Below are 15,596 nucleotides of genomic sequence, written 5' to 3'. Positions count from 1 at the left end.
CGATCCTTGCGGCTTCCTGCACAATTCTGACAAGCGGTTTGGCCCATTGTTCAAGGCCTCAGGAGGCAGACATGAGCATTGTGGTTTTCGACCCCGACAGCACCGATGACGTTGATTTCAAGGATCGTATGCGCCATCCGGCGACAGCGGATCCCGCCGGTGGCATGTGGCTTTCCGACACCGAGCCTTCCTTCATCGACGCGGTTGCGCTGCGAAGGGAACGGCTTGAGCGGCTGCGTGGCTGGATGAGTGAGGCCGGCTACGGTGCTGTCGTGCTGTTCGACCCCTACAATCAGCGCTACGCGACCGGCTCTCGCAATATGTTCGGCTACTTCCTGCGCAATTCGACGCGCTACTTCTTCATCCCGGCCGAGGGACCGATCGTGCTGTTCGAATATCCGCAGAGCTATCATGTCTCCATGGTGCTCGACACGGTCGACGAGGCGAGGCCCTCAAAGCTGGTGTGGTCCTCCGTCTCTGGGCGCGACGACGAGACGGCCGGGCCTTTCGCCGACGAGATCGCCGATCTCTTGAAGACGCATGGCGGCGGCTCGATGAAGCTCGGACTGGATCGCTGCAGCCATCTGCAGGCGCTGGCGCTGCAGAAGCGCGGTTGCGACGTGAAGGATTGCCAGGGCGAGATCCTGGCCGTGCGCGCGATCAAGACGCCGCAAGAGGTGAAATGCCTCGTTGCCTCGATGGCTGGCGCGGAGGCGGCGGTTGCGGCGGTGCGCGAAGCGATCAAGCCCGGCGTTGCTGAAAACGAACTCTTTGCCATCATGTATCACGAGGTGATCCGGCAGGGCGGCGAATTCATCGAGACGCGGCTGTTGACATCCGGCCAGCGCACCAACCCCTGGTTCAACGAGGCGAGCGGCCGCAAGGTGCGGCCCGGCGAGCTGGTGGCGCTCGATACGGATACGATCGGCTGCTATGGCTATTATTCGGATTTCTCCCGCACCTTCCGCTGCGGACCGGGCAAGCCCAGTGACTATCAGAAGATGCTTTACCGCATGGCGTACGACCAGGTGCAGCACAACATCTCGATCGTGAAGCCGGGCATGGCGTTCCGCGAGATCGCCGAGAAGGCCTGGAAGATCCCGGACCGTTTCGTCGACCAGCGCTACACTTCCGTCATGCATGGCGTGGGCATGCATGGGGAAACACCCTTCATCGCACATTCCGTGGATTACGAGACCTATGGCCGCGACGGCATCATGCAGCCAGGCATGGTGGTTTCTGTCGAAAGCTATATCGGTGAGAAGGGCGGTCGCGAAGGCGTCAAGCTGGAGGATGAGATGCTGATCACCGAAACGGGGACCGAACTTTTGTCGCGTTTTCCCTATGAAGACGAATTCCTCGAGGGCCATGCTTGATGAAAGCGCCTGTTTCGATCCGGCGCGGGACGGCCGCCGCCGTTTTCATCGACCTGCAGGAAGAGCATCGCAAGGACAGCCGCTATCTGGTCGAGGGGTTTTCCGATCTGCTCGCCAATGTGCAGCGGCTGCAGGCTGTCGCACGGGCGAACGGCGTGCCCCTTTATCATTGGGCCTATGTCGTCGATCTCGATACCCAAGAGCGGCCGTTTCATCCGCTCGACGAAAACGGCAAGTCTGCTTTCTCCAGCAAGAACGACCCGCTCACGGCGATCTGTTCCGAAGTGGCGCCTGGCGATAACGAGACGTTGTTGATCAAGGCGCATGCAAGTGCCTTCCGTACTGCCGAGGCGGTCGAACTCCTCAAGGCACGCGGCATCGAGTGGTTGATCGTCGCCGGCGTGTGGACCGAGGCATGCATCGACGCCACCGTGCGAGATGCGGTGACCGCCGGCTTTCGTGTTCTGCTGGTCAAGGATGCCTGCGGCAGCGGCAGTGCCGCCATGCACCAGACGGCGATCCTCAACCTCGCTAACCGTCTCTATGGCGGTGCAGTGGCAGATACGGATGCCGCTTGCCGGCTGATGGCGGGCGAGGCGGTGCCAGTCTGGCAAGTGGAAGGTTCGGTGCCGATGCGTTTCACTTATGAGAACGCAGCGGACCTTTACCGTTCACTTTAAGGAAAGACCGGACGGCCGCGGTGACGCCCGACAGAGTTGAGAGAACTATGGACCGCGGGAAATACGCGTCACTGCTCGACCCGGAATACTGGGCCTATATCGACCGGGTGAATGCCAGGCATTCCCCCGCTGTCGTCGACATGCCGGTCGAACAAGAGCGTGCACTTTACGATGAGATGGCGGCCGCCTTTCATGTCGGCCGACCTGCCGGTGTCGAGACCGAGGATGGCAAGATCGCGTTGGCAGATCGCGCCATCCCGTTTCGCCGTTACCGGCTGGATGGTCGCCTGCCGCAGGCGGCCATCCTCTATTTCCATGGTGGTGGTTTTGTCTTCGGCGGGCTGGACAGCCACGACGACATCTGCGCCGAACTGTGCGCGGAAACCGGCTATGTCTTGATCTCCATCGACTATCGCCTGGCACCGGAACACGTTCATCCCGCTGCTTTCGATGATGCTGTAGCGGCCTTCGATTGGCTGGCGGCTGCGTGCGAACTTCCGATCGTGCTCTGTGGGGAAAGTGCTGGCGGAAATCTAGCCGCGACGGTAGCGCATGCCACGCGCAACCGGCCGAGACCGGCGGTAGGCCAGGTGCTGATCTATCCCAGCCTCGGTGGCGATCATTCGACAGGGTCTTATGTTGAACATACCGAGGCTCCACTGCTTTCGACGGCGGATCTCGACTTCTACCACCAGGTGCGCACCGGCCATGCGCGGCGGGCAGACGACGCGACACTGGAGCCGTTGTGGGACAGCAACTTTGCAGGATTGCCGCCGACGGTGATCGTTACCGCCGAATGCGACCCGCTGTCTTCGGACGGCGAGAGCTATCGGAATCGTATCCGTGACGCCGGCGGCAAGGCAGCATGGCTCAACGAAACGCGTCTGACACATAGCTTCCTGCGTGCGCGCAAGACCGCTTCGCGAGCAGGTGAAGCGATGGCCGATATCGTCGCGGCACTCGCCGCGCTGGGGGAGAGCCGCTGGCCGTATTGACTGCGCCGCCACAGGCACGGAACCGTTGCTCCTCCGACGACCGCGCTGCGGAACAGTGCACAAGATTTGCCGAAACCGGAACAGTGCTCGTCCTGCCGCGGACTTATCCTCCACTTCTACCAAGAACGCCCGGCGACCACCAAAACCATCGAACAAGCCGGGGTCAGGCAGGGGAAAACCATGATCAAGCTGATGTTGACCGACAGGCCGCTGCACCCGCGTGCCGAACCGACGGCGCGTGACTTCAAGGAAGGCACGATGAACCGGCGCGAATACCTCGCTGCCATGGCGGCGTTGGGCGTGAGCGCGGCCGGAGCTTTCGCGCTCGGTGGCATTGCGCCGACACCCGCCCGCGCCGAAGAACCGAAGAAAGGCGGCGTGCTCAGGGTCGCCATGAACGTCAAGGGTTTCAAGGACCCGCGCACTTTCGACGGCGTCGAGATGTCGAACGTCGCGCGCCACTGCAACGAATATCTGGTGCGCTGGAATCGGGACTTCAGCTTCGAACCTTGGCTCCTGGAAGCCTGGGAAATGAGCGATGATGCCAAGACGCTCACGCTGAAGGTGCGCAAGGGTATCAGCTGGTCGAATGGCGATACCTTCAACGCCGACGACGTCATCCATAATCTGAATCGCTGGTGTGAGGCCGATGTCGCCGGCAATTCACTGGCCGCGCGCATGGGCGCGCTGGTCGATGCGAATTCCAAGAAAGCCATCCCGGGCGGTATAGAACGTGTGGACGACCACACTATCCGTCTCAATCTGCCGAAGCCGGACATTTCGCTGATCGCCGGCATGGCCGATTACCCGGCTCTGATCATGCACCGCTCCTATGAGGGCGATGGCGATCCGAAGAAGGCACTGGCCATCACCACCGGCCCGTTCGAGCTTGTCAGCTGGGATGCCGAAACTGGCGCCGAGGTCAAGCGCAAGGAGAAATGGTGGAAGGGTGAGGTCTATCTCGACGGCATCAAATGGGTCGACTATGGCTCCGACCCGAGCCCGATGTTGTCGGCTTTCGAATCCGGCGAGATCGATACCAATCACGAGACGTCCGCCGATATCCTGTCGCAGACCGAGTCGATCGGACTTGGCCAATCGGAAATCGCGACCGGTTCGACAATCGTCGCGCGCTTCAACGTCAACAACGCGCCCTATGACGACGTCAAGGTGCGGCGCGCGGCGCAGCTTGCGGTCGACAACAGTGCCGTGCTGAAGATCGCGCTGGACGACCGCGGCAAGCCTGCCGACAACCACCATGTCGGTCCGATGCATCCCGAATATGCCGACATCGGCCCGGCCGTGCGCAAGGTCGACGAATCCAAGGCGCTGCTCCAGGAAGCCGGCAAGGGCGATCACGAGTTCGATCTGATCTCGGTCGACGTCGAGTGGCAGAAATCATCCGGCGATGCGATCGCGGCGCAGATGCGCGATGCTGGCCTCAAGGTGAAACGCACGGTGCTGCCCGCCGCTACCTTCTGGAACGACTGGAGCAAATATCCCTTCTCCTGCACAGAATGGCTCGGCCGGCCGCTCGGCGTGCAGGTGTTGGCGCTTGCCTACCGGTCGGGTGCAGCCTGGAACGAAAGCGCCTATTCCAGCAAGGAGTTCGATGAATTGCTGGACAAGGCACTGGCCATGCCCGAGGCCAAACAGCGACAGGAGGTGATGGGCAAGATCGAGCAAAACCTACGCGATGCCGGCATCATCATCCAGCCCTACTGGCGCTCGGTCTACCGCAGTTTCCGCACCGGCGTGCACAATTGCGAGCAGCATCAGGCACTCGAGCAGCATTTCGAGAAGGTGTGGCTGGAAGGGTAAGGGCACTCGAAACAGCCAGAGGGGCTAAAGGAGCACTTCGCTTGAAGCGCTCCTTTAGCCGTGGCAACATTATCTTTGCCAGAAAGGCAGCTTGGCGATCTCTTCCTCGACCTGCTCTTTCGTCAGGCCGATGTCATCGATCAGATAAGCATTGTCTTTCGCCAGTCGCTTGAGTTCCCAGCGAAAGCGGGTGCGCTGGCGCCAGGCCACGAAGTTCCTGAACAGCGTCGTCAGACTGTAGCGGTGGCTCGGAATCCGTCGGGAGGACGACCTTGACCGGTTTGTCGACGCTGAGCCGACGCAAAGGGTGTCATGCATGGCAACCTCCATACAGTTGAAGGGCAGGGCCCTGAATCTGAAAGAGATTGAATTTTGCCGGATGCGGCGTGCGTCGTAATTAAGCCCCGCCAAATAGTTCTCAAAACTTCCAAATGGGCTAAGTTTGCAATCTCGAAGGGCAGGTCGCATTCCGTTGCGGCCCACATGTTCCAAGACAAACCATCATCCCGACGATCAAGACATGACCGCTTCGCCAAGTTTTCTCGACCTTCCCAATCGTCTCGCCGACAACCGTATACCCCGTGCGGTGATTTTTGGGGCGGGTCACGGCAGCACCTATCCCGGCAAGGACAGCAGCGGGTATGTGCCGGCTGCCGATAGGATCCGCGCCGCCAGCCTGTACGATGCCGAGCTTGTCGAGAACTGGGATTTCGATCTCGGCGGCCCGCTGTTCGATGGCAAGCCCGTCTGCTGCGTCGACACCGGCGACATTGCGACCACCATGCATGACAATACCGGCAACCGGACCCGGATCGAGGCGAAGACGCGGGAGATCCTCGCGCTGCCGGCCGTGCCGATCCTGCTCGGCGGCGACGATTCCGTCGTCATTCCGTTCCTGGCCGGCTTTGCGGACCACGGGCCTGTCTGGATCCTGCAAATCGACGCCCATATCGATTGGCGGGACGAGGTGCATGGCGAGCGCTACGGCTATTCGAGCCCGATGCGCCGCGCGAGCGAGATGCCGCATGTCGCCGGCATGGTCCAGGTCGGCCTGCGCAGCGTCGGCAGTGCAAGGTTGGCCGAGATCGAGGCGGCACAGGGCTTTGGCAGTCGCTTCGTGACTGCTCGTGAAGTGCATGCTGCAGGCGTCAATGCCGCTCTCCGGCATATCCCGGAAGGGGCACGCGTGATCATCACCCTCGATTGCGACGGCCTCGACCCCAGCATCATGCCGGGCGTGGCGGCGCGAACACCCGGAGGCCTGACCTACACGCAGGTGATCGATCTGATTGGTGGCGTTGGCCAGCGCGCTAAGATCATTGGGTTCGATCTTGTCGAATTTTATCCTCCGGCTGACATTGATGGCTTGACGGCGTTGACTGCGTCACGCCTGCTGGCCAATACGATCGGTGCTATCGTCAGGCAGGATTGAGTTCTTTCTTCGCTTGCGGGGACCATCATCAAAAACTGCTTTGCCCCAGGCGTGGCTCTGTTCCTGATAGCAATCGCTGAATGTTGGCTCGGTGGCGCGCAATCACGTACATGCCTCCCGCGATTACCAGTAACCGATAAGGGAGCGGTTGTTCCAGGACGCAGACGAGGGCGATAGCCATCAATGCCGCAAGCATCGAACTCAGGGATACAATCCTTGATGAGGCCAGCGTGAGCCCAAAAACCCCGGCAGCCCCCAAGCCAACCGGCCAAGACACCGCCAGCAATACACCGAGCCCCGTCGCCGCCGACTTGCCGCCGGTGAAATTCAGCCAAATCGACCGGCCATGCCCCGATAACGCGGCAAGCCCGGCCAGACAGACAATCCAAAACTCCAAACCCTGCGGCTCAGCTGTCGATGGCGAGCTGCCGACGAGCCATGAGGAGAACCCAATGGACCACCAGCGGGCAAAGACGACGGCTGTAACGCCTTTCAGCACATCGACCAGCAGGACCGCCAAAGCTGGCCATTTTCCGAGCGTTCTAAGGACATTCGTTGCCCCGGTGGATTTGGAGCCGTGCTCCCGGATGTCGATGCCCTTGAGGAGTCTGCCCGCGAGATAGCCTGTGGGAATGGAACCAAGAAGATAGGCAATTGCCAATCCAACCGCATTCGCAGCCCAATAAGCCATGACAAATAACCTCGATGCTCGATCTTCGTGCTGAGATGATTTGATCATCACTGCCATGATCGATCAAATGCGGCCCGGAGAGGCTTCCGCTCCCAATCCGCCCCGAGCAGCACAGTTTCCTCCGAGCATGAAAAGCCCTAAGGATGCGCCATGCAGGGATCGCGCTTTGCCTTTGGTCCGTTCGTGCTTGATCCGGAGGCGGGGACGCTGACCCGGAACGATGTTCCCGTTGCGGCCGGGTATCGCGGCTTGAAGCTGCTCGCGGCATTTGTCGCACGGCCTGGTGAAATCCTGAGCAAGGCCGAGCTGATGGATGCGGCCTGGCCGGGTACCGCCGTCGAGGAAGGCAATCTCACCGTGCAGATTGCGCAACTCAGGAAGTTGCTGGGCTCCGACGACGAATGGATCGTCACGGTACCGCGCGTCGGCTACCGCTTTTCAGGCATCGTCGAACAACGCGACAATGCCCAGCGCAAGCCCTTGTCGCTGCCGGGCAAACCTTCCATTGCCGTGCTGCCTTTCGTGAATATCAGCAACGATCCCGAGCAGGAATCGTTCGCGGACGGGCTGACCGAGGACCTGATCACGGATCTCTCCCGGGTCTCCGGCCTGTTCGTCATCGCGCGCAACTCGGCTTTTGCCTACAAGGGAAAGGCAACCGACGTGCGCGCCATCGCGCAGGATCTTGGCGTGCGCTACCTGCTCGAGGGCAGCGCGCGACGAGCTGCCGGACGTGTGCGCATCAACGCCCAACTGGTCGATGCGGTGAGCGGAGAGCAGCTTTGGGCAGAACGCTTCGATCGAAGTTTCGAAGATGTTTTTGCCGTTCAGGACGAGGTGACGGCCAAGATCGTCGAGGCGTTGCTTGGCCGGCTGCGCGCACCGCAGCCGCGCAATCGGCCGAAGAATGCGGAAGCGTATGACCTTTGCATGCGGGCGCGCAAGCTGATGGATGATTCTCCGCAGATGGCGCGGGAAGTGCACCTGATGCTGGCGCGTGCGGTTTCGCTCGATCCGGATTATGCCGAGGCCTATCGCTGGCTGGCCATGAACCATTGGATGGGATGGGTGCACTGGGGCGGGCCCACGGAAGAGAACCGCAACGTTGCCTTGGATATGGCGCGCAAGGCTGTTGCGATCGATCCCGCCAATGCCGGGTGCCGCTGGGTTTTGGCGTATCTGCTGGCTTATGAGCGCGACTTCGAGGGAGCGGAGGCGGAATTTGCCAAGGCGATCGAACTCGACCCCAATGAAGCCGACACATGGATGGCGTTGTCCGACATCGCGGTCCTGGCCGGACAGGTTGAAAAAGGCCTCGACCACATCCGCAGGGCATTCCGGCTGAATCCGTTTCCGACGAGCGGGTACTATCTGACGCTTGGCCAGGCGCAATACGCAGCCAGAGATTATGAAGCCGCCATCGAGACGTTACGCAGGGATGAAACCTATCGCACGAGCTCACGCCGCTTTCTGGCAGCAAGTCTTGCGCAATTGGGACGGCTCGATGAGGCACGCGCGGAAGTCGAGCTGTTTCTGATCGGCAATCCGCATTTCACCATCAGCCATTGGGTTGCGACGGAGCCATTCCGCGACGACGCCACGCTGGAGCATTTCGTCGAAGGTTTTCGTAAGGCAGGCCTTCCCGGCTGAATCGCGGCGAGCGTCATGAGTGGTTTTTGTCGACGAACCCGCTTCAACATATCAGCGGTTGCCTTGAAACTGATCGGCTCCGTGCAGAGCCTGCAACCAGGGCTCTCGCCGTGGTGTCCAGAGCTCATATTGAGGGGCAAGATCGGATGGCGCCTCATCAAGCGTGCCGGCCATGATCTCAGCCTCGGTGTCGTTGAGGGCGAAGACGTGGCTGCCGCAGGCCGGGCAGAAACTGCGGTCCTTGTAACGCGAAGTCTCTCCCTCGCATCGGAATGCCGCCAGCGGCCAGATTCCGTAGAAGGTGAAGGCCGATCCGCTGGTGCGCCTGCAGTCGGTGCAATGGCAAATTCCCACGCGTAACGGATCGCCTGATACAGAATAACGAACCTTGCCGCATGCGCAGCCGCCAGAACGTAGTGTTGTCATTGCTGAGGAAGCCTATCCGATCTGCCGTTGCTTTTGGGCGTACAGCGCCTAAGCACGTGAACCTATCCTATGCCATGACTGCGGCAACCTATGCAGCAAACTTCCTTGCTGTCGGTGGCGGTTTCAGCCTGTTTTCGCAACAGCGACATGCGAAGATAGGGTACAAACAACGGAACGGGTGAGGAAGCGTTTCTCGCGGCCATTGTCCAATGAAAACATGCCGCCGCGACCAGACACGACGTCGAGGATAAGATCGGTGTGCTTCCATGCTTCGTATTGTGTCTCACTGATATAGACCGGTGTATCGCCGATTATCCCCAGGAGCACGTCACGGTCACCGACGATGTAGTCTCCTCGTGGGTAACACATCGGTGACGAGCCATCGCAGCATCCCCCCGATTGGTGAAACAGAACCGGCCCGTGATCAGCGATGATTTCCGCGAGCAGCTTCAACGCATCCTCTGTGGCGGATACTTTGTTCAGGGAAATACGTTCGGACATTGAAGGCCCCGTCGACGATATCAGCGCCGCTCGCGCTGTGCGGCGCAGGTGATCTGCAGCTTTTCCAGAGAGTGACCGGCCCACCGCAATCAGGAGGGCCGGCAGGTCATGTCAAAAGAACCCGAGCTTTTTGGGGCTGTAGCTCACCAGAAGATTCTTCGTCTGCTGATAGTGGTCGAGCATCATCTTATGGGTCTCACGACCGATGCCCGATTGCTTGTAGCCACCGAAGGCCGCATGAGCGGGATATGCATGGTAGCAGTTGGTCCACACCCGGCCCGCCTGGATAGCACGGCCGAAGCGGTAAGCGCGATTGCCGTCGCGAGTCCATACGCCAGCTCCCAGGCCGTAGAGCGTGTCGTTGGCAATTGAGAGGGCTTCATCCTCATCCCTGAAGGTTGTTACGGACACGACCGGCCCGAAAATCTCTTCCTGGAAGATGCGCATCTTGTTGTGCCCTCTGAAGATGGTTGGCTTGACGTAGTAACCGCCTGCCAGGTCACCGGGCAGGTGATTTTGCCCGCCGCCGGTCAGCACGGCGGCACCTTCCTGCTTGCCGATGTCGATATAGGAGAGGATCTTCTCCAGTTGCTCCGAAGAAGCCTGGGCGCCGATCATTGTGGCCGAATCCAGCGGATCGCCCTGGATGATCGCCTCGGTGCGCTTGACGGCGCGCTCGATAAACTTGTCATAAATCTTCTCGTGCACAAGTGCTCGGCTGGGGCAGGTGCAGACTTCGCCTTGGTTCAGCGCGAACATGACGAACCCTTCGATCGCCTTGTCGAAGAAATCATCGTCTTCTGCCGTGACGTCCTGGAAGAAAATGTTCGGGCTCTTGCCACCCAGCTCGAGCGTCACAGGGATGAGATTCTGCGAGGCGTACTGCATGATGAGCCGGCCTGTCGTGGTCTCGCCGGTGAACGCAATTTTGGCGATACGAGGGCTGGACGCCAGCGGTTTTCCCGCTTCGAGACCGAAGCCGTTCACGATATTGAGTACGCCTTCGGGCAAGAGGTCGCCTACCAGATCGGCCCACAGCATAATGGTAGCGGGTGTCTGTTCAGCGGGCTTCAGCACCACACAATTGCCGGCAGCCAATGCGGGTGCCAATTTCCAGCAAGCCATCAGCAGTGGGAAGTTCCATGGAATGATCTGGCCGACAACTCCCAGTGGCTCGTGAAAGTGATACGCGATCGTATCGGAATCGATCTCCGAGATGGAGCCTTCCTGACCGCGCAGCACGCCCGCGAAATAGCGGAAATGGTCGATCGCCAATGGAACGTCCGCTGCGGTCGTCTCCCGAATTGGCTTGCCGTTGTCCCAGGTTTCGGCCAGCGCCAGCAGGTCGAGATTTTCTTCCATTCTGTCGGCGATGCGATTCAGGATCAATGCGCGATTGGCGGGCGCAGTCCGGCCCCAGGAATCCTTTGCCTTGTGAGCGGCGTCGAGTGCTGCCTCGATGTCAGCGGCGTCCGAGCGCGCGATTTCGCCGAGAGGTCGCCCTGTCACCGGTGAGATGTTTTCAAAATATCTGCCCGATTTTGGAGCGACCCACTGGCCGCCGATATAGTTGTCGTAGCGTTTGGCGAAGGGAATTTTGGCCGCGCGCGAGAATTCAACCTTGTTCATTTCTTCCTCCCGAAAAGGGCATCGCCCCATGCGGCGCCCGCCCTGCAGGCTCCGCCATGCCCGTTGTCTTGTCAGCCCTGGAGGAAACGAGAGGCGGTTTGAATTGTCGCAATTCTGCGACAGTCTGCTATTGCCGAATTCAGGGGCGATAGCGGATTTGATAGCGAGCCAGCTTGCGATACAGCGTGGCGCGCGAGATACCGAGCATCTGGGCTGCCGCCGAAACGTTCCCATCGCAGCGAGCCAAGGCGCGGTGAAGTGCGGCCCGTTCAGCCTCGCTGAGGTCTTCGGCGGGAGGTTCGCTACCGAGCATATCAGCCACTAACTGGCGTCTCTCCAGGGCACCGTCAGAGATGCCATGGGCGAGGCGCGCTTGCCGGGTTGCACCCACGATCATGTCGTCAGCGTCGATTGCCACCAGTGCGCCCGGGTGCGCCTCAGCGGCCGGGGACAACTGGATGCGAGCAGCGGGAAAGGCAAGGCGGAAATTGTCGGCTTCAATCCGACGTGCGGTTTCGCGCACCGCGAGACCGATGAGATTGATGAAATTCTCCGTTACATCGGCCGTGCACGAAGATATGTCGAGCGCTGCAGCAAGATTGCCTTCATGGTCGTAGATCGGCGCGCTCACGCAAGACAGCGCGGTGTTGCGTGCAAAGAAGTGTTGGTTCCGATGGATGCTGACCGCCCGCTGTTCGACCAGACACGTACCAATCCCGTTGGTGCCTTCGCTCTCTTCGCTCCATACCGATCCGGTCCACAGTCCCAATTCGCGGAACGTATCGTCGTCGTGGACGGCTCCGCGTCTGTCCACCGACACACCGTTCCGGTCGGCAAGGACCACGCAACAGCCAACACCGCCGATCGCCAGGTAGAGACGGTCGAGACTTGGTTGGGCTGCATAGATGAGACGCTCAAGACCTTGCCGGGCAATGCGCAGTTCGCCGTCCGTGACTCGCCTCGGTGAGTTCCGTTCGGCAGGGTCGAGCTGATGTAGACTAGACGAACGCCGCCAGGATGCGACCAAAGCCGACCTCGCGGCTTCGCTCGTATCGAGAGCCGCGTGGATACGGTTCACATGGTCTGTCGCTAGACTGTTCATCCGCTTTTCTTCATCGGTGCCGGCGCGACAGCGGGCTCACGCTTTCATTTTTCTCCAGTCCATTGGTATCGGGCGCGCAGACCGGGTCAATTGGCCCTTAGGCGAAGGGTCTGGCGCGCAGATTTGGCTAGAGCATTTTGTAGCCAAGTGGAATCACTTGGCGTTACAAAAATGCGACGAAACAAAAACTTAGAGCGTTTCCGCGTTTCCGTGAAAAACGGAAACGCTCTATGTTTGCCTGAGCTGAGCTGCGCGAGCGGTCTGCGGCGCTGGAACCATGGGAGGTTGCGATTGGACGGCCGGGCGCCCCACAGGCTGCGACCGGCCGCTTGGATGGATCAGGACAGGTGATGCCGTTCCTGGAGCCCGTAAACGGGGGTGGTCAGCCCTTCCATTCGCGCCTTGATCTGCAGCGATAGATACTGCGAGTAGTGGCGCGATTGATGCAGGTTACCGCCATGGAACCACAGCGCTTCCTGCTGCGTGGGCTTCCACATGTTGCGCTGTTCGCCTTCCCATGGGCCGGGGTCCTTGGGCGTGTCGGAGCCGAGCCCCCAGCATTTGCCCACCTTGTCGGCCACCTCTTTTGAAATGAGGTCGGCAGCCCAGCCGTTCATCGAGCCGTAGCCAGTCGCGTAGATTACGAGATCGGCGGGAAGCTCCGTGCCATCTTCCAGGACGACCGCGTCTTCGGTGAGGTGGCTCACACCGCTGCCGGATTTCAGCTTGATGCTGCCGTCGATGACGAGGTCGCACGCGCCGACGTCGATATAGTAGCCTGAGCCCCGCCTGAGATATTTCATGAACAGGCCGGAGCCGTCGGCGCCCCAGTCGAGCATGAAGCCCGTTGCCTCCAGATCGGCATAGAATTTCGCATCCCGCTCGCGCATCTTGTCATAGAGCGGGATCTGGAACTCGTGCATGATCCGGTAGGGCAGGGAGGCGAAGATCAGGTCCGCCTTGCGCGTGGTCATGCCGCTGGCGACGGCGCGTTCGGAATAGAGGTCGCCGAGGCCGATATCCATCAGCGTTTCCGAGCGCACGATGTGGGTGGACGAGCGCTGCAGCATCGTCACGTCCGCACCCCCTTCCCACAAGGCCGCGCAGATGTCGTGTGCGGAGTTGTTGGAGCCGATCACCACCACCTTCTTGCCCTTGTAGGCGTCGGGTCCGGGATGTTGCGAGGAATGCTGCTGCTCGCCCTTGAAAATATCCTGTCCCTTGAAGGTCGGAACGTTGGGCTTGCCTGACATGCCTGTTGCCAGGACGAGCTGCCTGGGGCGCAGCACCACTTCTTCGCCGCCGCGGTCCACCACGACGGTCCATTCCTTTCTGTCCTCGTCGTAAGAGGCGGACTTGCAGGTCGTGGAACTCCAGTAGTTGAGTTCCATCACCTTCGTATACATCTCCAGCCAGTCGCCGATCTTGTCCTTCGGCGCGAAAATCGGCCAGTTCTCGGGGAACGGAATGTAGGGCAGGTGATCGTACCAGACGGGATCGTGCAGGCACAATGACTTGTAGCGCTTGCGCCAGCTGTCGCCTGGCCTCTCGTTGCGCTCCACGATAATGGTGGGAACGCCGAGTTGGCGCAGCCTTGCGCCAAGCGCGATGCCGCCCTGTCCGCCGCCGATGATAAGCGCATAGGGCTGCGTGGTGTAGCCAAGCTCGGCCGCTTCCGCCTCGCGCTTCTCCTTCCAGGTTTTGCGATCGCGATTGTGCCCGTGCTCAGCACCGAGCGGCCGGCGCAGGCCCTTCGGTTCTTCAAACCCCTTGAGCTCGCTCATGGTCGTGAGAAGCGTCCAGATCAGACCGTTCTTGAGGCGGATTTGGCCATATCCGCGTGCAAGCTCCGTCTCGAATTCGAACCAGCCTTCCGTGTCGCCATCCGAACCGCTCGCCGGTTCCTTCTCGTCCTGCCGGAAACGGGAAGGCTTGATGACCGCCAACTGGCTCGAAAGCATGTCGCGGATCTGGTCGTGCCCTTCCATCGTGCGGAGGTTCCAGGTGAACGCGACGAGATCGCGCCAGTAGCATTCGGCCTGGAACAGGTTGACGGCGGCGTCGATGTCGCCGACCTCAAGCGCGCGGCCAAGCTTGCCGAGCACTGTATCGATTTTGGCATGCGGGCTGTCTTCAAGCATGTTGTCTCCTCCATGTGATTGATGTGATGGCCGCGCCGGTAGGCCTCCTCCGCCGCCCGGCGCGGAATTCGGGTTAGTCCGTGAGATCGATAAGAATTTTGAGATGCCTGCCCGAGGGATCGAGCAGGGCGTCGAACCCTTCCTTGACCGCATCGTCGAGCTTGATGCGCTTGGTCACGACCCGTTTGGCCGGCAACAGGCCGGATGCGATGAGGCGGATGACGCGCGGCCAGTAATGTGTCGGATAGGCCCATGAGCCCCGAATATCGATGTCCTTGAAGGTCACCTGGAACCAGTCGAGCGGGTTTTCGTGCGGATGTAGTCCCGTCTGCACGACCACGCCCTGTTTGCGGACTGCGTCCGCGCAGGCCTTCAGTGCATGCTCGTTGCCCACGCATTCGATGGCCACGTCGCATCCCACCTGGCCTTCGGTCAGGGAGCGAACCACCTCGCCGGGACTGTCGCGGGCCGGGTTGATGGTAATGACGTCGGGCAGGATGGAACGGGCGAATTCCAGGCGCGCATCATTGATGTCGGAAACGAAGAGCTGTGCGGCGCCAGCTGCCCGCGCCGCAAGAAGCGTGAGAACGCCGATGGGGCCCGCGCCGGTGACAAGCACGCTGTTGCCGGCCGTCACGCCCCCGCGGTCGCAGGCATAGACGGCGACCGCCGTAGGTTCGACGAGTGCGGCCTCTTCGTCGCTCATTTCGTCGGGTATCTTCTGGACGTTGTAGGCGTTGAGCGTGGCGTATTCTGCCATGCCGCCCCATTGCCAGCTGAGACCAGCCAATGCGAGGTCCGTGCTCAGGTGGAAAAGGCCGCGATCGGCGTAGTAGTCCCCGGAGCGCGGCATGATGAGCGGCTGCACCGACACCCTATCGCCCACGGCCAGATTGTCGACGTCCTCGCCGACAGCCTCGACGACGCCGCCGAATTCATGTCCGAGGATCTGGGGGCCATGTGCCCCTGTGAAGGGATGCGGCTCGGTGGGAATGAAGATCGGGCCATAGGCATATTCATGCAGATCGGTCCCGCAGATGCCTACGAAGCGGTTGCGCACCAGAACCTGGCCGGCAGGGGGCTGGGCGGCAGGCTTGCCGATATCCTCGACGCGCAAATCCTTTGCCGCGTGAAAACGCAGTGCTTTCATCG

Annotated in this window: 14 protein-coding genes; 6 read left to right on the top strand and 8 right to left on the bottom strand. The window is 60.7% G+C overall.

The features are described from left to right. Nucleotides 1-71 precede the first annotated feature (71 nt). From L4923_RS07115 to L4923_RS07100, 4 genes are all read left to right on the top strand, one after another. Nucleotides 72-1,376 (top strand): M24 family metallopeptidase, encoded by a 1,305-nt coding sequence (locus L4923_RS07115; RefSeq protein WP_239363080.1) that lies wholly within the window; start codon nucleotides 72-74, stop codon nucleotides 1,374-1,376. Next, a complete protein-coding gene (locus L4923_RS07110; protein ID WP_239363079.1) occupies nucleotides 1,376-2,056 on the top strand; it encodes an isochorismatase family protein in 681 nt (226 codons plus the stop codon). The genes L4923_RS07115 and L4923_RS07110 overlap by 1 nt, the downstream gene beginning before the upstream one ends. Before the next feature lie 47 nt (nucleotides 2,057-2,103). Continuing rightward, nucleotides 2,104-3,051, top strand: coding sequence for an alpha/beta hydrolase fold domain-containing protein (locus L4923_RS07105; RefSeq protein ID WP_239363078.1), 948 nt, complete (start codon nucleotides 2,104-2,106; stop codon nucleotides 3,049-3,051). A 183-nt stretch (nucleotides 3,052-3,234) separates the two neighbouring features. Beyond that, nucleotides 3,235-4,872, top strand: coding sequence for an ABC transporter substrate-binding protein (locus L4923_RS07100; RefSeq protein ID WP_239363216.1), 1,638 nt, complete (start codon nucleotides 3,235-3,237; stop codon nucleotides 4,870-4,872). A 69-nt stretch (nucleotides 4,873-4,941) separates the two neighbouring features. Here the strand turns inward: L4923_RS07100 and L4923_RS07095 are convergent, their stop codons facing one another. Beyond that, nucleotides 4,942-5,190: a DUF1127 domain-containing protein gene (locus L4923_RS07095; RefSeq protein WP_239363077.1), complete on the bottom strand. Its 249-nt coding sequence runs from the start codon at nucleotides 5,188-5,190 to the stop codon at nucleotides 4,942-4,944. Nucleotides 5,191-5,392: 202 nt separating this feature from the next. Between L4923_RS07095 and L4923_RS07090 the strand changes: the two genes are divergently transcribed. Further along, a complete protein-coding gene (locus L4923_RS07090) occupies nucleotides 5,393-6,304 on the top strand; it encodes an agmatinase (RefSeq protein ID WP_239363076.1) in 912 nt (303 codons plus the stop codon). A 28-nt stretch (nucleotides 6,305-6,332) separates the two neighbouring features. On the opposite strand, the gene plsY is transcribed toward L4923_RS07090, so the two are convergent. Next, nucleotides 6,333-6,995 (bottom strand): glycerol-3-phosphate 1-O-acyltransferase PlsY, encoded by a 663-nt coding sequence (gene plsY / locus L4923_RS07085; protein ID WP_239363215.1) that lies wholly within the window; start codon nucleotides 6,993-6,995, stop codon nucleotides 6,333-6,335. 150 nt (nucleotides 6,996-7,145) lie between these two features. On the opposite strand from plsY, the gene L4923_RS07080 reads away from it, so the two are divergent. Then, entirely contained in the window at nucleotides 7,146-8,645 is a 1,500-nt protein-coding gene (locus L4923_RS07080; RefSeq protein WP_239363075.1) for a winged helix-turn-helix domain-containing tetratricopeptide repeat protein, read from the top strand. 51 nt (nucleotides 8,646-8,696) lie between these two features. Here the strand turns inward: L4923_RS07080 and L4923_RS07075 are convergent, their stop codons facing one another. From L4923_RS07075 to L4923_RS07050, 6 genes are all read right to left on the bottom strand, one after another. Beyond that, a complete protein-coding gene (locus L4923_RS07075) occupies nucleotides 8,697-9,071 on the bottom strand; it encodes a GFA family protein (RefSeq protein ID WP_239363073.1) in 375 nt (124 codons plus the stop codon). Between the two features lie 123 nt (nucleotides 9,072-9,194). Further along, entirely contained in the window at nucleotides 9,195-9,572 is a 378-nt protein-coding gene (locus L4923_RS07070; RefSeq protein ID WP_239363071.1) for a DUF779 domain-containing protein, read from the bottom strand. A gap of 111 nt (nucleotides 9,573-9,683) precedes the next feature. Then, nucleotides 9,684-11,201, bottom strand: a complete 1,518-nt coding sequence (gene adh / locus L4923_RS07065; protein ID WP_239363069.1) for an aldehyde dehydrogenase — start codon at nucleotides 11,199-11,201, stop codon at nucleotides 9,684-9,686. 139 nt (nucleotides 11,202-11,340) lie between these two features. Further along, nucleotides 11,341-12,303, bottom strand: a complete 963-nt coding sequence (locus tag L4923_RS07060) for a helix-turn-helix domain-containing protein (RefSeq protein WP_239363067.1) — start codon at nucleotides 12,301-12,303, stop codon at nucleotides 11,341-11,343. 338 nt (nucleotides 12,304-12,641) lie between these two features. Continuing rightward, nucleotides 12,642-14,444, bottom strand: a complete 1,803-nt coding sequence (locus L4923_RS07055) for an NAD(P)/FAD-dependent oxidoreductase (RefSeq protein WP_239363066.1) — start codon at nucleotides 14,442-14,444, stop codon at nucleotides 12,642-12,644. 73 nt (nucleotides 14,445-14,517) lie between these two features. Further along, nucleotides 14,518-15,594 (bottom strand): 2,3-butanediol dehydrogenase, encoded by a 1,077-nt coding sequence (locus L4923_RS07050; RefSeq protein WP_239363065.1) that lies wholly within the window; start codon nucleotides 15,592-15,594, stop codon nucleotides 14,518-14,520. Nucleotides 15,595-15,596 lie beyond the last annotated feature (2 nt).

The sequence above is a fragment of the Terribium retamae genome (genome assembly GCF_022347545.1).
GTDB classification, from domain to species: Bacteria; Pseudomonadota; Alphaproteobacteria; order Rhizobiales; family Rhizobiaceae; genus Mesorhizobium; species Mesorhizobium retamae.
Note: the sequence above shows the minus strand (reverse complement) of the source record. Positions and strands in the feature narration are given on the sequence as shown.